The sequence below is a fragment of the Salipiger sp. HF18 genome, assembly GCF_011806505.1.
Classification (GTDB): domain Bacteria; phylum Pseudomonadota; class Alphaproteobacteria; order Rhodobacterales; family Rhodobacteraceae; genus Salipiger; species Salipiger thiooxidans.
On sequence record NZ_JAATOS010000002.1, the window covers coordinates 1 to 23,644 of the forward strand.

The window sequence follows — 23,644 nt, forward strand, 5'->3', positions numbered from 1 at the left end:
GCTCGAGTGGGATGCCCATCTGCGCTCCATCGACGGGCTGGGCCGCGACTACCGCGCTTGACACCTGCAAGGGTCGCTCCGGGATGGAAGCGCCGCGTCCCGGGGCTAGCTTAGCCCCAGCGCCCGCCCCGAGGCGGGCAGGCAAGGCACAAGACGAAAGGCATTCCCCATGAAACAGGTGGCGATCAAGGCCCCCGGCGGGCTCGACAACCTCGTGATGAGCGACATGAGCGAGCCGGCCGCCCCCGGTCCCGGCGAGATCACCGTTCGGATCCACGCCAGCTCGCTCAACTACCACGACTACCGCGTCTGCGCGGTCGAGGGCGCACTGCCCGACGGGCGCATCCCGATGGCCGACGGTGCCGGCGTGGTCGAGGCCGTGGGCGAGGGCGTCGACGGCCTTGCCGTGGGCGACAGCGTGGTGTCCTGCTTCTTCCCCGACTGGCAGACCGGCGACGACCGGCCCAGCGATTTCTCGACCACCCCCGGCGACGGCCGCGACGGTTACGCCCGCGAGCGCGTCACCCTGCCCGCCTCGTGGTTCACCCGCGCGCCGGAGGGCTGGACGCATGAAGAGGCCGCGACGATCACCACCGCGGGCCTCACCGCGTGGCGCGCGCTGGTGGTCGATGCCGGGATCAAGGCTGGCGACACGGTGGCCGTGCTGGGCACCGGCGGCGTGTCGATCTACGCGCTGCAACTGGCCAAGGCGATGGGGGCGACTGTGATCGCCACCTCGTCCTCGGATGCCAAGCTCGACCGTCTGCGCACGCACGGCGCCGATCACGTCATCAACTACCGCACCACGCCGGAATGGGGCGAGGAGATGCGCCGTCTCACCGGCGGGCGCGGCGTCGACATCGTGGTCGAGGTCGGCGGGCCGGCGACGCTGGCGCAGTCGATCGTCGCCGGCCGCCCGGGCGCCCATATTGCGCTGATCGGCGTGCTGACCGGCCGCTCGGGCGAGATCCCCACCGCGCTGCTGATGGCCCGGCAACAGCGCCTTCAGGGCCTGATCGTCGGCTCGCGGCAGCACCAGCTCGATTTTGTCAGGGGCCTCGAGGCGCTGGAACTCCGGCCCGTCATCGACCGCAGCTTCCCGCTCGCCGACCTGGCCGAGGCCTTCCGCCATCAGGAAAGCGGCACGCATTTCGGCAAGATCTGCGTGACGATGTAGGCGTCGGGTCCTGCGACGTCCTTGGGGTTGTCGGCGGCAGACAGCATCTTCACCGGGCCTGCCACCTCCGCCCGCTCTGGCGGGAGGTGGCAGGTGTGCGGATCGCCGTGGCTCCGCCCCCGAAGATGATGGCATCGAGCGCCCCGGACTCTCCGTCTGCACTGGCCGGGAGGTCGATGCAGGTCAGGTAGCGTGGGCTGGGGCCGCTCCGGCACATCCCACACGGCAGGTGGCGCCAGCGATCCGCGCATGTCCTCGCGCCCCGCCCGCCAGCAGTCACTGGGCGCGACCATTCGCGCCGGCACAGTCAGGCCGCTGACCGCCGCGCATGACAGACGCGCCGGATGCGCCGCCAGAGCGCGCACCTAAGATAGAGCGACCTTCGAGCACTCCAGGCCGACAGCACCGACACCTGCCCTCGTCACCCGACAAGCCCAACATGCGACAGGGCCCGGAGCCGCCCCCGATCGGCCCCGCGCCACACGGATCTGGCAAATAATACCCCGGCATGTCGATTGCACATCTCCGGCCTATGTCGGAGATAGCCGGCGAGATCGGAAGGAATGCGGCGGATGACGATAAGAGCGGGACAGAAATGGGGCGTCCTCGTTGCGCTGTCGCTCATCTTCGGCGTGGGAATGGAGTTGGTCGGGGTCCCGGCGGCGCTGCTTCTCGGGCCGATGATCGCGGGCGTCATCTGCGGCGCGCGGGGCTTCGGCCTGAGGGTTCCGGTGATCCCCTTCCAGCTGGCACAGGCGACCGTGGGCGTGCTGGTGGCTTCGTCGATCTCGATGGAGGTGCTCACCAACCTCGCGGAGGACTGGCCGATCTATCTGGGCGTGGTGATCCTGATCCTGATGGCCAGCGCCGCGCTCGGGCTGATGCTGAGCCACTGGAATGTGCTGCCCGGCACCACCGCGATCTGGGGCTCGTGGCCCGGGGCCGCGACGGCGATGACGCTGATGGCCGAGGCCTTCGGCGCCGACGTGCGGCTCGTGGCGTTCATGCAGTACCTGCGGGTGCTCTTCGTGGCGCTCGCGGCCTCGCTGCTGGCCGGGCTCTGGGGCGACGGCAGCGGCAGCGCCACGGGCGAGACGGTCTGGTTCCCCGCCCCCGACTGGTCGGCGCTGGCGGTGACCGCGGCGCTGATCGTGGGCGGAAGCTGGCTGGGGCGCCTGTCGCGCATCCCCGCGGGCCAGATGCTGGTGCCGATGCTGGTGGGCATCGTCCTCAACGTCAGCGGGCTCGGTCATTTCCAGCTTCCGGAATGGTTCCTCGCGCTGGCCTACGCGATGCTCGGCTGGCGCATCGGACTAGGCTTCAGCACCGCCGTTCTGGCCTATGCGTGGCGTGCGCTTCCGAAGATCATCGGCTCGATCCTCGCGCTGCTGGCCTTCAGCGGCTGCCTCGCGGCGATGCTGCATTTCTGGCTCGGCATCGACCCGGTGACCGCCTATCTCGCGACCAGCCCCGGAGGCATGGATTCCGTCGCCATCATCGCCGCCTCGACGCAGGTCGACCTGCCTTTCGTCATGGCACTGCAGACCATGCGCTTCCTGATCGTGCTGTTCTTCGGCCCGCCGCTGGCGCGCTTCGCCGCGCGACGCTCGGGCCGCCGGGACTGAACGCAGCGTCGGCCGCTGACGGCCGCACGGAGCCCGCTCAGGCCTCCTGCGCAATCCCGCCGAATTGCTGCTCGAAGAGCACCCGGAAGGGCCCGTCTGCCTGCAGCAGCTCGGAGGGGCTGCCCGACTGGATCACCTGCCCGTCCTCGATGAAGTGGATGCGATGGGCGTCCATCACCGTCGACAGGCGGTGGGCGATGACCACGGTCGTGGTCTCCCTGCTCACCCGCTGCATCGCCTCGCGGATCAGCCGCTCGGAATCCGCATCGAGCGCGCTGGTGGCCTCGTCGAGCAGCAGGATCCGGCCGCTGCGCAGGAAGGCGCGCGCAATCGCGAGGCGCTGGCGCTGGCCGCCGGACAGCAGCGCGCCGTTCTCTCCAACCTCGGTCTGATAGCCCTGCGGCAGCGCCGAGATGAAGTCATGCGCATTGGCGTTCCGCGCCGCGGCGATCACCTCCTCGTCGCTCGCATCGGGACGGGCGACCCGCAGGTTGTCCATCACCGTGGTCGAGAAGAGGAAGGTCTCCTGCCCGACGTAGGACAACGTGCGATGCAGCGATTTCGGCGCGATCCGGCGCAGGTCCTGCCCGTCGACCACCACCTCGCCCGAGGTCGGATCATAAAGCCGCATGAGCAGCTGCAGGATGGTGGACTTGCCGCTGCCCGACGGTCCGACGAGCGCCGTGGTCTTGCCCGCCTCGAAGCGCAGGTCAAGCGCGCGAAGCACGTCCTGCCCCTCGCGATAGCCGAACGACACCCCGCGCATCTTGATCTCGCCCGGCCCCGGGACGAGCTCGCGCGTCTCGTCCTCGGTCCCGATGGCGGGCGGCGTCTCGATCAGGTCGAACATCATGTGCACCGGCTTGATCAGCGCCTCGAGCCGCACGCGCAGCCGGGTCAGCCGCTTCGCCGGCTCGTAGGCCATGAGCAGCGCGGTGATGAAGGACATGAGCTGGCCCGGCGTGGTGGGCTGGCCGTCGAAGAGGTCGATGGCGCTGATCATCACCACCGCCGCGATGACGAGGCCCGAGAGCGTCTCGACCAGCGGCGAGGTGATGGCCTGCATCCGTGCGACGGCGTTGGAACGCTCCTCGACCTGTCGCACGGCGGTGTTCATGCGCGCGGCCATCCGGTCCTCGAGCCCGAAGAGCTTGATCACCGCAAAGCCCGCGGCGGTCTCCTGCGTGACCTTCAGGATCTCGGTAAGCGAGCTCGTCTCCTTTTCGACGATGGCGCGCACACGCTTGATGATCACCCGGACGACGACCATCAGGATCGGCCCGATCACCAGCGCCACGAGGGTCAGCACCGGCTGCTGCCAGAACATCACGAAGATCAGCCCGCAGAGCGTGAGGATGTCGCGAACGAAGGAGGTCACGACGAGGTCGATGATCTGCCGCGCCTTCTGGGCGCTGCGCGAGCTGTGCAGCAGGATGCTCGAGGATTCGTTGACGTTGAAGAAGGCGACGCCCTGCCGCAACAACTGCTCGTAGAACCGGATCTGCAGCATCGCCACGATGCGGTTTCCGGCCCGGGTCATGAACACCGCCTGCACGTAGCTCGCGAGGCCCTTGACCGTGAAGATCGCCGCCACCGTGACCGAGACCGAGAACACCCGCCGCATGTTGCCGCTGTCGTTCATCGCGTCGACGATGCCCTCCATCACCCACGCGGTCAGCGCAGCACCCGAGGCACCGACGACCATGGCGAGGATGGCGATGATGTAGGTCTTCGACTGCGACCGGAGGCTCGACAGGATGAGCGCCCGGATGCGCTGCCGGGACTTCTGCGACCTTCTCTTCTTCCGCGCCGCCTTGCTCTCGCTCTCGGACGCGGGCGCGGGCGCGGGCGCGGAGGCCGCATCTGGCGCGGCGTTGTCCTGCGCGTCCGGCGTTTCGATTTTCACGGTGCGGTCAAACATGGGGAACAGCGCTCCGGGCCCGTTGGCGGGTTTGGATCGAATGGGCAATGGGTAATTGATGGACACGACGAAGCTGGGCCGCGGAAGGGCGTGGCGCTGCGCATCGGTCCGTACGTCTCCCGAAAGCGGGTCGAGGGCCAATCACCTTCGGTTGATGAGAGGCATGCTGCCGTTGACTCGTGAATGACAGCGCTGCCCCCTCACACGCAAAAAAGGGGTGTCCTCACGGACACCCCTTTTCGTCAGATCCCCGGATCTCCTCGGTCATCGCGCGTGGCGAAACCGGGAAGTCCTTGATTACTGATAGGAGCGGATCATCGACTCGGCGCGGGCCTTCTGGTTGGCTGCGCCGGTTTCGTCCTGAACCACCTGGTACACGGCAACCGCCTGCGCATTGCTCAGAGCAGCCACGTCGGCGTCGGGTGCGATACGCTCCAGAGCTGAGCGGGCGAAGTCTCCGGTGTTGAAGGTCTGCGCCGATGCGACACCAGCAAAGGTGGTGGCGGCGGTCAGGGCGGCGGCGGCGATGAGTGCAACGTTTTTCATGATGCGTTCCTTTTCGATTTCGGTTTGCGGTGCGCCGAAGCGCGATCGTTTTTCGTGTTCGGCGTCTGTCGAATGAGGCTGATATCGTCCCCGCCGCCGCAGCTTTCAAATCACGCCGAACCTCACTGCCGCTCGCGAACTCGTGGCCTTGAAAGTGAGTCTTCGCGCACCGGAGCACGCCCCGGGCCAGGGAATGCTGGGAAGCGCTGGCGCCATGTGATCGCAAATCCGGTGAAAGGTCGTGAACAGATGACCTTTTACACGGCGGTTCGCATTCATTCATAAGTTCTGTGCGTATGCGCGCACCTCAGGGAGGCTGTACGAAAGCCGTTCGGCGCACTGCGACCGCACCGCCCCCGCATCAGACGCCTCGCCGCGGCAATGCGCTCTCGCCTTCGGCTGTTTTCATGATCCAGATCAAGGCGCCGCGCGCGCCGATGCACGAGACAGACCGCGCCCAGGTGAGGAACCGGGCCGGTGACAGGCTGCCGAGGGGGAGCGTGGGGAGCGCAGAGGCGGCCTTGTGAACCGGCCCGGGACATCCGGGCGATGCACCGGGCCGTCAGCCCCATGCAGCAAGGCCCCATGTCCGCGCCTTTTACACCGCCTCCCCCTGGCCGCCGGTCGGGCACGAGAGACCGGCTTTGGCGGACCGCTGAGAGACTTCCTGTGCAGCCCATCAGACGCGATGTTGCGGCCGATTTCGACTCCGCCGATCGAAGTCCCGAACGCCGCTCGTATCTGCGGGGCGGCAGCGTCGACGAAAACGATCAGTCTGAATCGTCCTCCTGCGACCTGTCAGCTGCGCTGAGGGCGCAGTTCCCGGAACAGATGCCGCCCGGCAGGGCTCGAGGCCTCTTGCCATGCGCTCACCGCAAATCAGGTCTGCGATCCTGACCATTGTTCTGCAATGCAGCATTGGCTAGTTTGATCTCAACGGCGCAGCGATGTGCCACAGAGTTTCCTGGGGTTCTCTCCTCCTCCCTGAACCCCGGAAATCAGCGGCGACCCTCTCTCCTCCTCCCTGAGGGTCGCCGCGCTCCTTCCCTCCTCTGATACGGCATCGACCTCTCCGCGACGTGCCGCGGCTGTTTGCTCGGGCCTTCGATCATGTCGGCTGAAGCACCTCTGGCCCCGCGCGAGCCTCCTCCGGCAACTGGCCGCCCGGCGCCGTCCATCAGACCATCACAGGCGGCTCCGTGCCCGAGGACCGCTGAGAACGACAGTCTCCGGGCAACGCGACCCTTACCTGTCCGGACCGAACCCTTGTCGCAGGCCGGGATATACCAACCAAGACGCGCCCCGCGCGGATCACGCCGAGAGCGCCTGAGCGCCGTCCATGGGGGCGCTCACGGAATCAGGCATGGCCCTGCGCGACCACGGTCTCGATGGCACGGCGCAGCCGTTCGGTGAAATCCAGCGTCACCGGGCGGCCCGCCACCAGCTCGCGGCAGAAGAGGCTCACCGGCATGTCCCAGAGCGGCTCCTGCAGCGGCAGGGTCACGAGGGTCTCGTCGCACATCGCCGAGGCCAGCGACGAGATCACCACCATGACCGCATCGGTGCCGCGCACGAAGGTGCCGAGGGCGGCGACCGAATTGGCCCGCATCGCCATCCGCGGCGGCGCCAGGCCATGGCGCGCGGTCAGCAGCGCCGAAAGATGCAGGAAGCTGTCGTCATCGGCGAAGCCGACCCAGTCGTAGCCCGCGATCTGCCGCACGCCGACCGGCCCCTGCCCGACCAGCGGGTGATCGCGCGCCACCACCAGTTCCATCGGCAGGGTCACCAGCTGCTCGCGCCGCGCATCCTCCAGCGGCTGCCCGGCCAACCCGCCCGCCACCAGCAAGAGGTCGATCCGACCCTCGGCGAATTGCATGGCCAGCTGGTCGCCGACCCCGGTCAGCAGGTCGATGGAGAGGCCCGGGTAGTCCCGCCGCATGTCGCGCAGCACCTCGGGCAGCACCGTCGCGGACCACGCCACCCCGGCGCCGATCCGCAGCGTGCCCGCCTCGCCGGTGCGCAGCGCCTTCAGCTCATCCTGCGCCTGCCGCGAGGCGGTGCGCAGGGCACCGGCGTGGCGGTAGAACAGCTCTCCCGCCGGGGTCAGCGTGACCCCCTTGACCGAGCGCTCGAAGAGCGTGGCGTCGATCTCCTGCTCGAGGTTGCGCAGGCTCACGGTCAGCGCCGGCTGCGACAGGCCCAGCGTCTCGGCGGCGCGGTGGAGGTTGCCGGCGTCGGCCGCGGCGAGAAAGTGCAGCAGCCGGCGGCTCAGAAAGGCATCGTAGGGCGACATGAGGGCCAGTTCGATAGATTAGATTTATTTTTGGCAGCGGTTTATCTATTTTACACTATCACCGTACTTCGTCCATGCTCTCCTGCGGACTGGAGGGGCAATGCGCACAGTTTTCGTACTTTTCGACAGCCTGAACCGGACGGCGCTCGGGGCCTATGGCGGCGACGCCATTGCCACGCCGAACTTCGACCGGCTTGCGGCACGGTCCGTGACCTTCGATCAACACTACGCCGGTTCGCTGCCCTGCATGCCCGCGCGGCGCGATTTGCACACCGGCCGGCTGAACTTCATGCACCGGTCATGGGGACCGCTCGAAGCCTTCGACAACTCCTTTGCCGACGTGCTGCGCGACAAGGGCGTCTACTCGCACCTCATCACAGACCACGTGCATTACTTCGAGGATGGCGGCGCCGGCTACCACACCCGCTTCGACAGCTGGGAATTCATCCGCGGGCAGGAATACGACCCCTGGGTGCCGATGGTCGCGCCGCCGCTCGACAGGTTCCGCGCGGAATTCTCGGACAAGCACTACCCGCTCGACCGCTCGAGCAAGCGCTTCCAGCACATGGTGAACCGCGAGGTGATGCAAGACGAGGCCGACTTCCCCGGTCCCAAGTGCTTTGCCGCGGGCTTCGACTTCCTCGAGCGCAACCGCGCGGCCGACGACTGGCTGCTGATGCTCGAATGCTTCGACCCGCACGAGCCGTTTCACGCGCCCGAACGCTTCCGCGACGCCTTCCCGACCGACTACGAGGGCGGCGCTCTGGACTGGCCCTACTACGCCCGCGCCACCGAGACTCCGACCGAACTCGACGAGATCCGCGCCAACTATGCCGCGCTCGTGGCGATGTGCGACGAGTATCTCGGCCGGCTGCTCGACTACTTCGATGCCCATGACATGTGGAAGGACACCGCGCTCGTGGTGTCGACCGATCACGGCTTCCTGCTGTCCGAGCACGGCTGGTGGGGCAAATGCCGGATGCCGTATTACGAGGAAGTCAGCCACATCCCGCTGATGATCCACGACCCGCGCAACCCGCAGGCGGCGGGCAGCCGTTGCGGCGCCGTCACCCAGACGCCGGACATCATGCCGACGCTGCTGGGGCTGCACGGCGCCGAGCTGCCGCCCGAGGTGCGCGCCCATGACCTGGCGCCGCTGCTGGCGGGCACGGCCGAGAAGGTGCGCGACAGTGCCATCTTCGGGATCTTCGGCGGGCCGGTGGGCATCGCCGACGGGCGGTATGCGCTCTACCATTACCCGGTGGACTGGCGCGCGCCGGGGCTCAGGGAATACACGCTCGCGCCGCAGCACATGACCGGGCCCTTCACCACCACCGAGCTGAAGACCGCCACCATGGTGCCGGGCTTCGACTTTACCAAGGGCGTGCCGCTGATGGCGATCGACGCCCTGCCCGATGCCAAGCGGGTGCCGATGAACGACGGTCTCGGGTTCGACGACGCCGAGACCCGGCTCTACGACCTCCGAACCGACCCGGCGCAGAAAGCGCCGGTCACCGATCCGGAGGTTCAGGCCCGGCTCGTGGCCGAGGCCGAAGCCGCATTCCGCGCGCATGACGCCCCCGAAGAGACCTATGGCTGGTACGGGATCGCACTGGAAGTAAACGCATGATTGGGAGGAACCTCATGACCCTGACATCTCGCTTCGTCGCGGCGGCCCTTGGGCTCGCCGTTCTGGCCGGTCCCGCGCTGGCCGAATTCCCCGAGCGCAACATCGAGAGCATCTACCCCTGGGCACCGGGGGCCACCATGGCCGCGAGCCAGGTGATCGCCGACGCCATGGGCGACGAGCTTGGCGTGAACATCTCGGTGGTCTCGACCCCCGGCGCCGGCGGCGTGAAGGCCTTCGAGACCGCCATGTCGCGCGACGCCGACGGCTACACCCTGTTCGACGGCTACGTGGCCCCGCTGGTGATCCAGCCGATGAAGGGCAACGCCGACTGGACCTACCAGGACTTCACCCCGCTGTGGTCCGCCACTTCGAACAGCTTCGCCATCGCCGTGCGCGCCGATGACGACCGGTTCAACGACCTCTCCGACCTGATCGCCTACATGAAGGAGAATCCGGGAGACCTGCGTTACTCCCCCGGCGTCGCCGGAGGCATCCCGCACATGGTCGGCGCCGCGACGCTGATGGCCACAGACACCATCGCCCAGCTCGTGCCCTACCCCGAGATCGACATCGCGGTGCGCGACATGCGCGGCGGCATCCTCGACTTCATGATCACCAACCCCGGCGTCTACAACGTCAACAAGGACGACATGAAAGTGCTTGCGGTGCTCTCGGATATGGAGGACGCCTCGGCCACCTACGGCGGCGCGCCGCTGGTCGGCTCGTTCGACATCGACATCGGCATGGCCAACCTCAGCCCCTCGGGCTGGAATTGGTGGCTTGTGCGCAAGGACACCCCCGAGGATGTCGTCACCAAGCTGCGCGATGCCATGGAAGCAGCCCTCAAGCGGGACGACGTGCGCCAGCGCCTGCTCGACATGGGCTACGTGCCCACCGGCTTCTCGCCTGACCAGTACGAAGAGATCGTCGGCGCCGTCGCGGGCGAACTCGAGCACGGCCAGGCCGCCATCGACTGGGAAACCGAGCGCCTGAACGGGCTCTGACCCGTCACCCGGCACGCGCATTCGGGCGGCACGCTGCGGCGGCCGCCCGTCCTGCCCTGGCCGCAACCGGAAGAGTGTCATGAAGCTGCGTGAACATGCCTATGACTGGCTTGCCTGGATCCTGATCGGCGCGGTGCCGCTGCTGATCTTCTGGCAGAATGCGACCTCGCTCAGCGACCAGGGCGTGGCCTCGGGCGGGCCGATGTCCAACGCCGCGGCCTATCCCTCGATCATCGCGTGGATCCTGCTGGCGCTGAGCCTGATCAATGCGTTGCGCATCGTCACGGGCCAGATCTCGCAACGCTCCCCGCTCGATCCCACCGCGACCACGCGGCTCGCGCTGATCGCGACGGGGCTCTTCGTGGTCTACCTGCTGTGCCTCGGCTGGCTCGGCTACTATCTCACGACACCGGTCCTGCTGGCGGTTCTCTTCGCGATGCTGGGGCTGAGTCCGCTTGCCGCCATCGCCGGTGCCATCGCCGCCACGCTGATCGTGGCGGCCGTATTCGAAGGGCTGCTGAACGTGGTCCTGCCGCTCGGCATCTTCAGCTTCACCCTCTTCGGATAGGCCTGCTTCCGTGTTCGACCTGCTGCTCGAGGGGGCACCCCTCTACTTTTCCGCCGCCTCGGTCCTGCTGACCGTGCTCGGCATCATCGGCGGCCTCGTCATCGGCGTGCTGCCCGGGCTGGGGCCGCTCATGGGCATCGTGCTGCTGCTGCCGGTGGCCTTCCACCTCGAGCCGATCCCCGCCATGGCCATGCTGATCGCCGTCTATGTCGGAGGCTCCGCCGGTGGCTCGATCTCGGCGATCCTGCTGCGCATCCCCGGCACGCCGCTGGCGGCGGCAACGCTCTTCGACGGCTACCCGCTGGCCCAGAAGGGCCGCAGCCAGGACGCCATCGGCCTCTCGATCACCGCCTCGTCTCTGGGCGGTCTGGTCGCGGGCATCGTGCTGATCTTCTTCTCGCCGGTGCTGGCCGATTTCGCGCTGAAATTCGCCCCGCCGGAATATGCCGCCATGGCGCTGCTCGGCCTGCTGACCATCGCCGTGGTCTCCGAGGGCTCGGCCATCAAGGGCATGCTCGCGGGCGGGCTCGGGCTGGCGGTGGCGACCGTCGGCACCGACGAGTTCACCCAGGCCTACCGCTACACCTTCGGCACCATCAACCTGACCTCGGGGCCCAACCTCGTCGCGGTGGTGGTGGGGCTCTTCGCCCTTTCCGAGCTTTTCGTGCAGGTCGAGGGCGGCAATTTCCGTGACCGGCCACAGATCCAGAAGCTGCGGATCTCGTTCCGCGCCCTACGCCTGATCGTGAACCACCGCTGGAACGTTGTGCGCTCGGCCCTTCTGGGCACCGGGCTCGGCGCCATTCCCGGTGCCGGCGGCGACGTCAGCGCCTTTGTCTCCTACGCGGTGGCCAAGCGCCTCGCTGCGGAAGAGGACGGCTATGGTGAGGGTGCCGAGGGCGGGGTCGTGGCCACCGAGGCCGCCAACAACGGCACCTGCGGCGGCGCGCTGATCCCGACGCTGTCGCTGGGCATCCCGGGCGACGCCTCGACCGCGGTGCTGCTGGGCGCGCTGTTCCTGCTGGGCTTCTTCCCCGGCCCCGAGCTCTTCCAGTACCACGCCGACGTGGCGGGCGGGATCTTCCTCGCCTACCTCGCCAGCAACGTGGTGCTGATCGTGCTGGGCATCCTGCTGGTGCCGTTCTTCGGCACCGTGCTCAAGGTGCCCAAGGCCTGGCTGCTGCCGCTGGTGCTGCTGCTCTCGACCATGGGCACCTACGCGCTGCAAAACTCGGTCTTCGACCTCTGGGTGATGCTGGCCTTCGGGTGCATCGGCTACGTGCTGCGCAAGGCCAGCTACCCGCTGGCTCCGATCATCATCGGCATGATCCTCGGGCCGGTGCTCGAGAACAACTTCCGCCGGGCGCTGCTGCTGTCGCGCGACGGGCCGATGATCTTCCTCGAGCGCCCGATCAGCGCGACGATCCTCGCCATCGCGGCGGTGATGCTGGTCTACGTGACCGTCACCACGCTGCGCCCGCGCAAGGCCCGCTGAGCCGGGCCCTATCCCTGGCCGCGCAGCTCAAGCGCGAAGGCGAAGAAAGCCTGCACCAGCGGGTTGGTGTCATGCTCGCGACTGCAGGCGTGCAGCACTGCCTCGGGCGCGTCCGCGTCGCGGATCGGACGGTAGCAGACGCCGGGGATCGACAGCCCGGTGGCCGAGCGCGGCAGGATGGTGAAGCCGCCCCCCGCCGCCACCAGCGCGATGATGGCCGGCAGCTGGTTGACCTCCTGCCCGATACCGAGCCGGAAGCCGTGGCGCTCGAACAGCGCTGCGAACTGGCCGCGCAGGTAGGACGACTTGCGCCCCGCCGCAGCGATGAAGGTCATCTCGCAGAGCGCCCGCACCGGCACCGTCTCCTGCCGTACCAGCGGGTCGCCGTCCGACAGCGCCACGTAGTACCGCTCGCGCATCACCTCGTGCGCGCGCAGTGTGTCGGTGGGCAAAGGCCGGGTCAGCGCCACGTCGATGTCGCCGCGTGCCAGCGCGTCGGGAATGTCGGGCGAGATCATCTCGACCAGATCGACCTGCGCATTGGGAAAGCGCCGCCTGAGCCGGGTGATGACATGGGGAACGAGGTGGAAGCTGGCATTCTCGATGAAGCCCACGCGCAGGAAGCCCTCGTCACCACGGGCGATGCGCCCGGCCCGTGCCAGCACCGTGTCGATACGGGTCAGAAGCTCGGGCAGGTCGGCCACCAGCGCCGTGCCCGCGGGGGTCAGCGACACGTGCCGCTGGCCCCGGTCGAACAGCGTCATGCCGATCTCGGTCTCGACGCGCTGGATCTTCTGCGACAGCGCCGGCTGGCTGATTCCGAGAATGCGCGCGGCGCGGGCGAAGTGCAGCTCTTCGGCCAGCACGACGATCGCCCGCATCTGTCCCGTGTCCATGGTGCCTCCGCCGAATGATAAGTACCGCTTATTTCCCAATTAGGTATCTCTGACAACACTTATCAGTTCCATCCAGACCCACACTCTGGACCGTCGACCGAAGGAGGAGGACCCCTTGACCCGAATGCTCACCATCACCCGTCGTGCCCTGATGCTGGCCGGAACCGCTGCGTTCGGCCTGTCCGCCGCGCCCGCCCTCGCGCAGGACGGCTGGCCGCAACAGCCCGTCAACATCATCGTGCCCTACCCGCCGGGCGGGAACACCGACCTGATCGCGCGCACCCTCGCAGAGCCGCTCTCCGAAGTGCTGGGCCAGCCCGTGGTGATCGAGAACCGCGGCGGCGCCGGCGGCACCGTCGGCGTGGGCGAAGCCTCGCGCGCCGCGCCCGACGGCTACACGCTCGTGGTCGGCGACATCGCCACCATGGGCATCAACCCGCACGTCTACGACAACCTGGTCTACGACCCGCTCGAGGATTTCGACCCGGTGATCCAGATCACCTCGATCCCGCTGGTGATGGCGGTCGGCCCCCGTCTGGAAGAGGTCGCGGACCTGCCCGACCTGATTGCCCGCGCCAAGGAGGACCCCGAGTATATCGACTACGCCTCCGCCGGTGTCGGTACCGCGCAGCACCTCGCCTTCGAGCTCTTCCGCTCGCTCGCGGGCATCGAGGCGCTGCACATTCCCTACCAGGGCTCGGCCCCCGCACGCACCGCGCTGATGAGCGGCGAGGTCGGCGTGATGATCGACGGCACGGTGGTGCCGATGATCAAGGACGGCACCCTGCGCGCGCTCGCGGTCACCTCGGAAGAGCGGGTCGCCGCCCTGCCCGACGTGCCCACGGTCAGGGAACAGGGCGTCGACATGGTCTACACGTCGTGGCACGGGATCATGGCGCCCAAGGGCACCGACCCCGAGATCATCGAGACGGTCAACGGCGCGCTGGACGAGATCCTCGGCCGCCCCGACATCCGGGAACGCTTCGGCGCGCTGAACATCGGCCTTGTCGGCGGCAGCCCCGAAGACTTCACCGCCTTCGTGACCGAGCAGGCCGGCACACTCGGCGAGCTGGTCGAGATGTCGGGCGCCAGCCGCAACTGAGCCCGCCCCGGGGGCGCCGGACGATCCGGCGCCCGCCTTCCAGGAACGTACCGATTACCCGAGGTGGATGATGTCCGATCAACCGCATGTCCTTTTCGTCACCGTGGACCAGTGGCCCGCACACCTGCTGGGCTGCATGGGCCATCCCGACATAGAGACCCCGACGCTCGACATGCTGGCGCGTTCCGGCACGCTCTACCGCAACTGCTATGCCGAAACGCCGATCTGCATCCCCTCGCGCCGCTCGATGATGACAGGCCTCACCGCGCGCGGCCACGGCGACCGCGATTTCCAGCCTGCGCTGCGCATGCCCGCCAAGGCCCGGACGCTGGCTGGGACCTTCTCTGCCGCGGGCTACCAGACCGGCGCCATCGGCAAGCTGCACGTCTACCCGCCCCGCGATCGCATCGGCTTTGACGACGCGCTGCTGGCCGAGGAAGGCCGCGGCCATCTCGGCGGGCCCGACGATTACGAGATGTCCCTCGCCGACGCCGGCCACCCGGGCGAGCAATTCGCCCACGGCATGAGCAACAACGAATACGGCTGGAACACCTGGCACCTTGCCGACGACCTGCACGTGACCAACTGGACCACGCGCACCGCCGCGCGGCAGATCCGGCGCCGCGACCCCACGCGGCCCGGCTTCTGGCACGTCTCCTACACCCACCCGCACCCGCCGCTGGTGCCGCTGCAGCGCTACTTCGAGCGCTACGCAAGGCGCAGCGTCGCCGCGCCGCTGGAAAGCGACTGGTCGGCCGACACCGCGGCGATGCCGGCGCTCCTGCGCTCGGTCCGGGGCTACTACGCGACGCTGCCGCCCGAGCAGCTCGCCGACACGCGTCGGGCGTTCTACGCGCTCTGCACCCACATCGACCACCAGATCCGGCTGCTGATCGGCACGCTGCGCGAGGAGGGCATCCTAGACAACACGATCATCGTCTTCTGCTCGGATCACGGCGACATGCTGGGAGACCACGGCATGTTCGGCAAGCGGCTGATGTACGACGCCTCGGCCAACGTGCCGCTTCTGGTCATCGACACCCGCACGCACGACCGCATCGGGCGCAATGCCACCAGCGACAGGCTCGTGGCGCTGCATGACCTCATGCCCACGATGCTCGATATGGCGGGGGTGGCCATCCCCGAGGGCGTCGAGGGCTGCTCGCTGCTGGCGCCCGACACCCGCGACCACCTCTACGGCGAGAGCCAGTCCGGCGCAAAGGCGACGCGGATGATCCGCGACCGCCAGCACAAGCTGATCTGGTACCCCGCCGGCAACCGCTTCCAGCTCTTCGACATGATGGAGGACCCGCGCGAAGGCCATGACCTTGCCGCCGACCCGGCGCAGGCCGCGACGCTGGACCGGCTCAAGGCGCTGCTGCGCGGCCATCTTTACGGCAGCGATCTCGAGATGGTGGACGGCGACCGCTTCGTGGGTCTGCCCGAACCCGCTGACACCACCCCCGACAATCGCGGGCTGTCCGGGCAGCGCGGCTTTCACTATCCGCAGGTTCCGGCCAGCGACCCGGCGGTCGCGGTGGGAGCGGCCTGAGCACGACCACGGGAGGAACGACATGACACGCAGGACCTTTGCCCCGGATCCGGGCGGGCTGATCTCCGGGGCCATCATGCTGGCCATCGGCATCGCCGTCACCGTGACCTCGCTCGGCTACGGCATCGGGTCGTTGCGCCGCATGGACGCGGGCTTCTTCCCGATGCTCCTCGGCGCCGGCGCGATCCTTCTGGGGCTGGCGATCACGCTGCTGCACGGGCTGTTCCCGACGCGCAGCGACGAGGCCGAGACGCCCGCGTCCGAGACCATCGACTGGGCCGAGCGCTGGCACCGGCTGCGGCCGATGCTGCTGGTGCCGCTCGGCATCGCGGCCTTCGCGGCGCTGCTCGAGACCGCCGGCCTTCTGATCGCGACCTTCGCGCTGGTGCTGATCTCGGGACTTGCCGCGGAAAAGCCCGACCTCAGGCGGCTTGTGGTGATCGCGCTGCTGGCGCCGGTCGGCGCCTGGGTGATCTTCGTCCTCGGCTTCGGCCTTCCCTTCAAGCTCTACTGAGACAGGACTGAGACAGGCGTCATGGAACTTCTCTCAAACCTCGCGGACGGCGCCAGCATCGCGCTGAGCTGGTCGGCCATCTTCTACTGCTTCATCGGCGTCAGCCTCGGCATGGTCGTGGGCGTGCTGCCCGGCATCGGACCGCTGCCCGCCATCGCCATGCTGCTGCCGCTGACCTTCTACATCGAGCCCTCCGAGGCGATCATCATGCTCGCGGGGATCTACTACGGCGGGCAATACGGCGGCTCGACCGCCTCGATCCTGCTGAACCTGCCGGGCACGCCCGCCGCCGCCGTCACCTGCCTCGAGGGCTACCCGATGGCCAGGAACGGCCGCGCCTCGGTGGCACTCTTCATGACCGCCATCGCCTCGCTGGTGGGCTCGATGGTGGGCATCGTGCTCGTCGCGGCCTTTGCGCCGGTGCTGGCCCGCTTCGCGCTCGAGTTCGGCGCAGCCGAGTATTTCTCGCTCATGGTCTTCGCGCTCTTTGCCGCCGCCGCCGTGGGCGGCTCCGACATGCTGAAGTCGCTCTCGATGGTGGTGATCGGGCTGATCCTCGGCATCGTCGGGCAGGACGTCACCTCGGGCATCTTCCGCTTCACCTTCGGCCTGCCCGCGGTTGCCGACGGGCTCAACATCGTGGCGGTCGCAATGGGCGTCTTCGGCGTCTCCGAGATCATCTCGACCATCGCGATGCGCAGCCACTCGACCAGCTTCGAGCGCTTCACCTTCTCCCCCATGCTGCCCCCCCGCGAGGAATGGCGCCGGTCCGTCCCCGCCATGGGCCGCGGTTCGGCCATCGGCGCGGTGGCGGGCATCCTGCCCGGCGCCGGCGCCGCCATGGCCTCGTTCATGGCCTACGCGGTCGAGCTGCGCCTGAGCCGCGTGCCGCAGCTCTTCGGCAAGGGCAGGATCGAGGGGCTGACCGCGCCGGAAAGCGCCAACAACGCCACCGCGCAGGCGGCCTTCATCCCGACGCTGACGCTGGGCGTGCCCGGCGACGCGGTGATGGCGGTGATGATCGGCGCGCTGATGATCCACGGCATCACGCCGGGACCCGCCTTCATCGCCGAGAACCCGACGATGTTCTGGGGGCTCGTGGTCAGCTTCTTCGTCGGCAACCTGCTGCTGGTGCTGCTCAACATCCCCTTCGTGGGGATCTGGACCCGGCTTCTGCAGGTGCCCTACAACGCGCTCTTCCCGATCATCCTGGTGCTCGTGTCGATCGGCGTCTACTCGATCAACTCCTCGGTGGTCGACATCTACCTGGTGCTGGGATTCGGGGTCTTCGGCCTGATCATGGCGCGGCTCGGCTTCCCGCCGGCGCCGCTGGTGCTGGCCTTCATCCTGTCGCCGATGATGGAAGAGAACTTCCGCCGCGCGCTGCTGCTCTCGCGCGGAGACTTCAGCACCTTCGTCACATCCCCAATATCTGCGGCCTTTCTCGGGTTGTGCATCGTGGGCCTGCTGGTAATGGTCCTCTCCAGGAAGATGTGACCACTCAGGCAAGGGCAGGATGCACATTTATCTCCCCGTAGCCGAAATTCCGGTGAACCTGTTCCTCATCGTGGGACTGGGCGGAGTCGTCGGGATCATGTCGGGCCTGTTCGGAGTCGGCGGCGGCTTCATCCTGACACCGCTGCTGTTCTTCATCGGCATTCCGCCCGCAGTGGCGGTCTCGACGCAGGCGGTGCAGATCGTCGCCTCGTCCTGTTCCGGAGCGCTGGCCCACTGGCGCCGCAAGACGCTCGACATCCGGATGGGGACGGTGCTCTTGCTGGGGGGCCTCGCGGGATCGACGCTGGGGGTCTGGCTCTTCGCCTTCCTGCGCTCGCTGGGGCAGATCGACCTCGCGGTGCAGCTCTTCTACGTGGTCTTCCTCGGTTTCATCGGCGCGATGATGTTCTTCGAGAGCCTCAACGCCCTGCGTGGCACCCGCAAGCCCCGCAGGCGCCGCCACGGCTGGGGACAGGGCTGGCCGCTCAAGATGAAGTTCCGCACCTCGGGGCTCTACATCTCGGCCATCCCGCCGCTGCTTGTGGGGGTGCTCTGCGGGGTGCTCGCGGCGATCATGGGCGTCGGTGGCGGCTTCATCATGCTGCCCGCGATGATCTACCTGCTGAAGATGCCCACCAAGGTCGTGGTCGGCACCTCGCTCTTCCAGATCACCTTCGTGTCGGTCTTCACCACCGTGATGCACTCGGCCACCAACCACACGGTCGACATCGTGCTGGCGCTGCTGCTGCTGGTGGGCGGCGTGGTGGGCGCACAGATCGGCACCCGCTTCGGCGCCCGGCTGCGCGGCGAGCAGGTGCGCATCCTGCTCTCGATCCTCGTGCTCGCGGTCAGCGCCAAGGTGGCGGTCGACCTGATCCGCATGCCGTCCGAGCCCTTCGCGCTCTTCTGGGAGGCAACGCGGTGAGGCGCGCCGCGGCGCTTCTCCTCGCGCTGGCGCTTTCGCCCGGGCCCGCTATCGCCGACGACGACGCGCCCGAGCCGCCCCGCGCCACCTTCGCGCTCAGCCTTGACGAGGTCGAGATCAACACCGGCTTCCACGGCGCCGAGCTGCTGATCTTCGGCGCCCCCGCCGGCGGCACGCCCGGCGACTACGACGTGGTGATCACCGTCACCGGTCCGCCCGGCCGCGCCACCCTTCGCCAGAAGGAGCAGGTCGCGGGCATCTGGTTGTTCACCGGCGAGGCCGAGTTCGCGTGGATGCCCAGCTTCTACACCGTCGCCAGTTCCGGCCCGCTGGACGAGATCGTCGACCCGGTCGAGAACCTGCGCCATGGCATCGCGCCCAGCACCTACATCCCCGCCCCCACCGGTCTCGGAACCGAGGAGGAAACCCAGCTCTACATCGACGCGATGCACCGGATCACGGCTGACAGCCACCGCATCACGCTCGAGGAAGGCATCGTCGAGCTCACCGAGGGCGTGCTCTTCGAGGCGCGGATCCCGCTGCCGGTGAGCCTCGTGCCCGGGACCTACGACGTGCGGGTGTTCCTGCTGAAGGACGGGCTGGTGCTCAGCCGCTCCGACGTGGACCTGCCAGTGCGCAAGAGTTCGGTGCAGCGGCTGATCTACCGGGCCGCGCAGGATTACGGGCTGCTTTACGGCATCGCGGCGTCGCTGATCGCGCTGCTCGCGGGCTGGCTGGCGGCGGTGATCTTCAACCGGCGCTGACGGCCCGGTCGCCTCAGGACGACGTCCGCATGGTGCCGCCGTCCACCCGGAGGGTGACGCCCGTGACGCAGCGCACGGGCGCGGAGGCAAGGAAGCAGATCACCGCCGCGCCCTCGTCCCCTCGTCCGCCGCAACGAAACCGTCCGCGGCGATATGCGCCGCGAACAGGCCCCCCCCGAGGCCCGGCTCGGATGCAGGCGCTCGCGGATCCGGCGGCTCTCGCGACGCCCCGGCGCGATGCAGTTCATCGTGACCGAGCGGTCCGGCCCCGAAGCTGAAGGCCGATGGCCCGCTCTCCATTCTGCACGCGCCCCGCAGGGGTCGCGACACCGGGCCCGACAGGGGCCCGGCGCTGTCCTCAGACCAGGCCGAAGTCCCGCCGTGCGCCCTCTTCCGAGATCAGCCCCGCCTCGAGATCGCTGCGCACCTCGGCCTCGGGGCGCTCCGCCGCCGGGCCGAAGCCGCCGCCCGAGGGCGAGATATGGCGGAACACGTCGCCCTTCTTCATCGCGTAAGGCTGGGTCACCAGCACCGGCAGCACCGTCTCGATGCCGTCGCGGATCAGGATGTTGACCGGCCCAGTGCCCTCGGACCCGCCGTAAAGCCCGTGTGGCAGGAAATCCCGCTTGTCCGAGCGCAGCGACATCACGCCCTCGGTCTCGCCGAGGTATTCGTATTCGCGGATGAAGGACGGCCCGCCTCGGTGACGCCCGGCGCCACCGGTGTCCTGCACGATGCCGTAGCGGCGGATGCGCAGCGGGTAGGAGGCCTCGATCATCTCGACCGGCACGTTGGCCTGGTTGGCGCCCATGTGCGGCACGCCCACCTGCCCGTCATGGGCCGAGGTCGCGCCCCATGTGCCCATCACGGTTTCCGAGAAGACGAAGGCGCGCCCGTCCTCGTAGCCCGCGAAGGTCGGCACCGTCGAGCCGCCCATGCCGTCCGCCGTCACCCGGTCGGGCAGCGCCTGCGCCAGCGCGCCGAACATGGCGTCGATGATGCGGTAACCGGTGATGCCCCGCGCGCCGCAGGGCGCCGGGTGCACCGAGTTCACCACCGTGCCCTTGGGTGCGGTGACCGTCACGACACGCTCGAAGCCGTGGCAGTTCGGCACGTCCGACAGCATGACCGAGCGCAGCGCCGTGTAGACCGAGGCCTTGGTGAACGGGATCGGCGTGTTGACGCCCCCCTTCACCTGCGGCGAGGAGCCCGCGAAATCGACGCTGATGGTGTCGTCGTGGATGGTCAGCGCGATCTGGATGACGATGGGCTCGGGGTTCTCGCCCAGACCGTCGAGGTGGTCGGTGAAGTGGTAGGTGCCATTCGGCAGGTCGCGGATCTCGGCCCGGCCGAGGCGCTCGGCGTAATCGTGGAGCTCGTGCGCGCAGGCCAGCACGGCGTCGATGCCGTGCCGCGCCACCAGCTCGAGGAACGACCGCCGCCCGGCGTGGCTGGCCGCCATCTGCGCGCGCAGGTCGCCATACACCATCTCGGGGACGCGGACGTTGAGGCCGATGATCTCCCAGATCGCGGCGTTCATCACGCCCTGGTCGTAGAGCTTCAGGAACGGCAGCCGCAGCCCTTCCTGGTAGATCTCCTCGGCCCCGAGCGCGTTCGAGCCGGGCACGATGCCGCCGACGTCGGCGTGGTGCGCAAGCGTCGTGGTCCAGGCGACGAGCCTGCCTTCGTGGAAGATCGGCTCGACGATGTAGATGTCGGGCAGGTGCTGGCCCGCCGCCACGTAGGGGTCGTTGCCGATGAAAACGTCGCCCGGGTGGATGTCGCCCTCGTAGCGCTGCATCAGGTGCTGCATCGCGTCGTAGAAGCTGCCGAGGTGCATGGGCGTGGTCACGCCCTGCGCCAGCGTCTGCCCGTCGGCGTCGCAGAGCGCGGTCGAGTAGTCCATGCTGTCGCGCACGATGGGCGAATAGGCCGCGCGCATCAGCATCAGGGCCATTTCGTCGGCGATGGCGTCGAAGGCGTTCTTCATCACCTCCAGGCGGATGGGGTCGATCCGGCTCATTCGGCGGCCTCCTTCTCGGTGATCTCTGCCGCCACCGGCAGGGTGACGATGATGTTGCCCTTGGCATCGAGCGCCGCGGTGCAATCGGGCGGCACGATGGTGGTGCCCTCGTATTCCTCGATGATCGCGGGGCCCTGACGGGTGCCCGCCAGAAGGGCGGCGCGGTCGATCACGGCGGTGTCCACGCGGCCCCACTCGGGGCCGAAGTAGACACTGCGACGACGCTCGGGCGCGGCCTCGCGACGGCGGTACTCAGGCAGGCTGCCCGCCCCCTTCTGCACCCGCGCGGTGACCCGCAGGCTGACGATCTCGACCGGCGTCTCGGCCAGACGGTAGCCGTACGAACGCTCATGCGCGGCGTCGAACTCCTCGCGCGCTGTGGCGATGGCCTCGGGGGTCAGCGCCAGCCCGCCCGCGAAGGGCAGCGTCAGCTCGAAGGCCTGCCCGCGATAGCGGAAGTCGGCCTCGTGGATCAGCTCGACGGTGTCGATCTCGCGGCCAAGCTCGGCGGCGGTCTGCGCGGCCAGCGCCGCAAAGCCCTCGGCCACCGCCTCGGGCGCCACCGCGTCGAGCCTCTGGAGAAGCGCCGCCGAGGCCGAGGTCTCGATATCGGCGTAGAGCAGCCCCAGCGCCGACAGCACGCCCGCACCCGGCGGCACGATCACCGTGCGCACTCCCAGCGAGCGGGCGAGCGACACCGAGTGGATGCCGCCGTTGCCGCCGAAGGCGATCATCGCGAAGTCGCGCGGGTCGAGGCCCCGGAAGGTGGTCACCGACTTCACAGCGCGGGTCATCACCGTCGACACCAGCTCGTGCACGCCATGCGCGGCGCGGTCGAGCTCGATCCCCATCGGGCCCGCCACCACACGCTCGAGCGCCGCGCGGCTGAGTTCGGGGTCCACCGGCACGGCGCCGCCGGCCAGCGCCTCGGGGTTGAGGAAGCCCAGAACCATGTTGGCGTCGGTGACCGTGGGCTCGGTGCCGCCGGTGCCATAGCAGGCGGGGCCCGGATAGGCGCCCGCGCTGTGCGGCCCGACCTTGAGCGCCCCCGCCCGGTCCTGCCAGACGATGGAGCCGCCGCCGGCGCCGACCTCGGAGATGTCGATCACCGGCAGTTTCAGCGCGTAGCCGCCGCCCTTGGCGAGCTTCGACGACAGCGAGATGCCGCCGCCGACCTCGTAGTCGTCGGCCCGGATCAGCGCGCCGCCCTCGATCAGCGAGGCCTTGGCGGTGGTGCCGCCCATATCGAAGGTGATGGCGTCGGTGAACCCGGCCTCGAGCATCACCGCCCGCGCCCCGATCACGCCCGCCGCCGGGCCGCATTCGACGATCTGCGCGGGCTTGGCGACCACGGTACGGCTGTCCACGATCCCGCCCGCCGAGTGCATCATGAAGAATTGCGAGGGCAGCCTGGCCGCCGCCAGCCGGTCGCGCAGCGAGTCGAGGTAGGTCTTCACCGGCGGGCCGACGAAGGAGTTGATGACGGTGGTCGAGGTCCGCTCGTACTCGCGGATCTCGGGCAGCACGTCGACCGAGAGCGAGACATACATCCCCGGCAGGTGATCGGCGAGCAGTTGGCCTATGCGCCGCTCGTGCGCGGGGTTGGCGTAGGAGTGCAAGAGGCACACCGCCACCGCCTCGACGCCGCTGTCGCGGATCCGGCCGATCGCCTCGAGCACGCTGGCCTCGTCGAGCGCGGTCAGCACGTTGCCCTTGTGGTCGAGCCGCTCTGTGACCTCGTAGCGCCACTTGCGCGGGGACAGTGCGGGGGGCTTCTCGTAGAGCGGATCGTAGAGCCGCGGCACCCGGATGCGGCGCATCTCGAGCACGTCGCGGAAGCCCTCGGTGGTGATCAGCGCGGTCTTCGCGCCCTTGCCCTCGAGAATGGCGTTGGTGGCCACGGTGCAGGCGTGCATGACCTCGCCGATCTCGTCGGGCGACAAAGCCTCGACCTCGACCAGCTCGAGGATGCCCTCGGCCACGCCGCGGGCGTAGTCGTCGGGTGTCGACGAGACCTTGCGCGTGGCGATGGTGCTGTCGGCGCGGATGAGTGCGACATCGGTGAAGGTGCCTCCGATGTCCGCGGCGATGCGCAGCTTTCCGGTCATGGTA

18 protein-coding genes are annotated in these 23,644 nt (G+C 68.5%); 12 read left to right on the plus strand and 6 right to left on the minus strand.

The features are described 5' to 3' along the window. Window positions 1-169: 169 nt before the first annotated feature. A complete protein-coding gene (locus HC022_RS00605) occupies window positions 170-1,177 on the plus strand; it encodes an NAD(P)-dependent alcohol dehydrogenase (protein WP_167450950.1) in 1,008 nt (335 codons plus the stop codon). Between the two features lie 572 nt (window positions 1,178-1,749). Next, complete coding sequence (locus HC022_RS00610) at window positions 1,750-2,802, plus strand: AbrB family transcriptional regulator (RefSeq protein ID WP_167450951.1); 1,053 nt, start codon at window positions 1,750-1,752, stop codon at window positions 2,800-2,802. Between the two features lie 37 nt (window positions 2,803-2,839). On the opposite strand, the gene HC022_RS00615 is transcribed toward HC022_RS00610, so the two are convergent. From HC022_RS00615 to HC022_RS00625, 3 genes are all read right to left on the minus strand, one after another. Continuing rightward, window positions 2,840-4,723 carry an ABC transporter ATP-binding protein gene (locus HC022_RS00615; protein ID WP_175583396.1) on the minus strand — a complete coding sequence of 628 codons (1,884 nt, stop codon included), beginning with the start codon at window positions 4,721-4,723 and terminating at the stop codon, window positions 2,840-2,842. 297 nt (window positions 4,724-5,020) lie between these two features. Then, complete coding sequence (locus HC022_RS00620; protein WP_167450952.1) at window positions 5,021-5,269, minus strand: hypothetical protein; 249 nt, start codon at window positions 5,267-5,269, stop codon at window positions 5,021-5,023. Window positions 5,270-6,626: 1,357 nt separating this feature from the next. After that, window positions 6,627-7,562, minus strand: a complete 936-nt coding sequence (locus tag HC022_RS00625) for a LysR family transcriptional regulator (protein ID WP_089959501.1) — start codon at window positions 7,560-7,562, stop codon at window positions 6,627-6,629. 100 nt (window positions 7,563-7,662) lie between these two features. On the opposite strand from HC022_RS00625, the gene HC022_RS00630 reads away from it, so the two are divergent. The 4 genes from HC022_RS00630 to HC022_RS00645 all read left to right on the plus strand — a co-directional run bounded on the left by HC022_RS00630 (window position 7,663) and on the right by HC022_RS00645 (window position 12,259). Then, window positions 7,663-9,192, plus strand: a complete 1,530-nt coding sequence (locus HC022_RS00630; RefSeq protein WP_167450953.1) for a sulfatase — start codon at window positions 7,663-7,665, stop codon at window positions 9,190-9,192. Between the two features lie 14 nt (window positions 9,193-9,206). Beyond that, window positions 9,207-10,196: a tripartite tricarboxylate transporter substrate binding protein gene (locus tag HC022_RS00635; RefSeq protein WP_167450954.1), complete on the plus strand. Its 990-nt coding sequence runs from the start codon at window positions 9,207-9,209 to the stop codon at window positions 10,194-10,196. A gap of 79 nt (window positions 10,197-10,275) precedes the next feature. Next, entirely contained in the window at window positions 10,276-10,764 is a 489-nt protein-coding gene (locus tag HC022_RS00640; protein ID WP_167450955.1) for a tripartite tricarboxylate transporter TctB family protein, read from the plus strand. A gap of 10 nt (window positions 10,765-10,774) precedes the next feature. Further along, entirely contained in the window at window positions 10,775-12,259 is a 1,485-nt protein-coding gene (locus HC022_RS00645; protein ID WP_008888193.1) for a tripartite tricarboxylate transporter permease, read from the plus strand. An 8-nt stretch (window positions 12,260-12,267) separates the two neighbouring features. On the opposite strand, the gene HC022_RS00650 is transcribed toward HC022_RS00645, so the two are convergent. Next, a complete protein-coding gene (locus HC022_RS00650) occupies window positions 12,268-13,155 on the minus strand; it encodes a LysR family transcriptional regulator (RefSeq protein WP_167450956.1) in 888 nt (295 codons plus the stop codon). A gap of 124 nt (window positions 13,156-13,279) precedes the next feature. Here HC022_RS00650 and HC022_RS00655 point away from each other — a divergent pair, with 124 nt between their 5' ends. The 6 genes from HC022_RS00655 to HC022_RS00680 all read left to right on the plus strand — a co-directional run bounded on the left by HC022_RS00655 (window position 13,280) and on the right by HC022_RS00680 (window position 19,509). Next, entirely contained in the window at window positions 13,280-14,257 is a 978-nt protein-coding gene (locus tag HC022_RS00655) for a tripartite tricarboxylate transporter substrate binding protein (protein ID WP_254884849.1), read from the plus strand. Between the two features lie 70 nt (window positions 14,258-14,327). Next, window positions 14,328-15,809 (plus strand): sulfatase-like hydrolase/transferase, encoded by a 1,482-nt coding sequence (locus HC022_RS00660; protein WP_254884847.1) that lies wholly within the window; start codon window positions 14,328-14,330, stop codon window positions 15,807-15,809. A gap of 22 nt (window positions 15,810-15,831) precedes the next feature. After that, window positions 15,832-16,323 (plus strand): tripartite tricarboxylate transporter TctB family protein, encoded by a 492-nt coding sequence (locus HC022_RS00665; RefSeq protein WP_167450959.1) that lies wholly within the window; start codon window positions 15,832-15,834, stop codon window positions 16,321-16,323. 21 nt (window positions 16,324-16,344) lie between these two features. Next, window positions 16,345-17,820, plus strand: coding sequence for a tripartite tricarboxylate transporter permease (locus HC022_RS00670; protein ID WP_167450960.1), 1,476 nt, complete (start codon window positions 16,345-16,347; stop codon window positions 17,818-17,820). 19 nt (window positions 17,821-17,839) lie between these two features. Next, the gene (locus tag HC022_RS00675) at window positions 17,840-18,745 is read left to right on the plus strand and encodes a sulfite exporter TauE/SafE family protein (RefSeq protein ID WP_008888059.1); all 906 of its coding nucleotides are present in this window, start codon (window positions 17,840-17,842) and stop codon (window positions 18,743-18,745) included. Next, window positions 18,742-19,509, plus strand: a complete 768-nt coding sequence (locus tag HC022_RS00680) for a TIGR02186 family protein (protein ID WP_167450961.1) — start codon at window positions 18,742-18,744, stop codon at window positions 19,507-19,509. The genes HC022_RS00675 and HC022_RS00680 overlap by 4 nt, the downstream gene beginning before the upstream one ends. 358 nt (window positions 19,510-19,867) lie before the next feature. Here the strand turns inward: HC022_RS00680 and HC022_RS00685 are convergent, their stop codons facing one another. Both HC022_RS00685 and HC022_RS00690 read right to left on the minus strand, forming a co-directional pair. Continuing rightward, entirely contained in the window at window positions 19,868-21,532 is a 1,665-nt protein-coding gene (locus HC022_RS00685) for a hydantoinase B/oxoprolinase family protein (RefSeq protein ID WP_167450962.1), read from the minus strand. After that, window positions 21,529-23,640, minus strand: a complete 2,112-nt coding sequence (locus HC022_RS00690) for a hydantoinase/oxoprolinase family protein (RefSeq protein WP_167450963.1) — start codon at window positions 23,638-23,640, stop codon at window positions 21,529-21,531. Before HC022_RS00690 ends, HC022_RS00685 begins: the two co-directional genes overlap by 4 nt. Between the last annotated feature and the right edge of the window lie 4 nt (window positions 23,641-23,644).

Coding starts and splice junctions, on each gene's coding strand:
- HC022_RS00605 (WP_167450950.1), top strand. CDS start 170: ATGAAACAGGTGGCGATCAAGGCCCCCGGCGGGCTCGACAACCTCGTG.
- HC022_RS00610 (WP_167450951.1), top strand. CDS start 1,750: ATGACGATAAGAGCGGGACAGAAATGGGGCGTCCTCGTTGCGCTGTCG.
- HC022_RS00615 (WP_175583396.1), bottom strand. CDS start 4,723: ATGTTTGACCGCACCGTGAAAATCGAAACGCCGGACGCGCAGGACAAC.
- HC022_RS00620 (WP_167450952.1), bottom strand. CDS start 5,269: ATGAAAAACGTTGCACTCATCGCCGCCGCCGCCCTGACCGCCGCCACC.
- HC022_RS00625 (WP_089959501.1), bottom strand. CDS start 7,562: ATGTCGCCCTACGATGCCTTTCTGAGCCGCCGGCTGCTGCACTTTCTC.
- HC022_RS00630 (WP_167450953.1), top strand. CDS start 7,663: ATGCGCACAGTTTTCGTACTTTTCGACAGCCTGAACCGGACGGCGCTC.
- HC022_RS00635 (WP_167450954.1), top strand. CDS start 9,207: ATGACCCTGACATCTCGCTTCGTCGCGGCGGCCCTTGGGCTCGCCGTT.
- HC022_RS00640 (WP_167450955.1), top strand. CDS start 10,276: ATGAAGCTGCGTGAACATGCCTATGACTGGCTTGCCTGGATCCTGATC.
- HC022_RS00650 (WP_167450956.1), bottom strand. CDS start 13,155: ATGGACACGGGACAGATGCGGGCGATCGTCGTGCTGGCCGAAGAGCTG.
- HC022_RS00655 (WP_254884849.1), top strand. CDS start 13,280: ATGCTCACCATCACCCGTCGTGCCCTGATGCTGGCCGGAACCGCTGCG.
- HC022_RS00660 (WP_254884847.1), top strand. CDS start 14,328: ATGTCCGATCAACCGCATGTCCTTTTCGTCACCGTGGACCAGTGGCCC.
- HC022_RS00665 (WP_167450959.1), top strand. CDS start 15,832: ATGACACGCAGGACCTTTGCCCCGGATCCGGGCGGGCTGATCTCCGGG.
- HC022_RS00670 (WP_167450960.1), top strand. CDS start 16,345: ATGGAACTTCTCTCAAACCTCGCGGACGGCGCCAGCATCGCGCTGAGC.
- HC022_RS00675 (WP_008888059.1), top strand. CDS start 17,840: ATGCACATTTATCTCCCCGTAGCCGAAATTCCGGTGAACCTGTTCCTC.
- HC022_RS00685 (WP_167450962.1), bottom strand. CDS start 21,532: ATGAGCCGGATCGACCCCATCCGCCTGGAGGTGATGAAGAACGCCTTC.
- HC022_RS00690 (WP_167450963.1), bottom strand. CDS start 23,640: ATGACCGGAAAGCTGCGCATCGCCGCGGACATCGGAGGCACCTTCACC.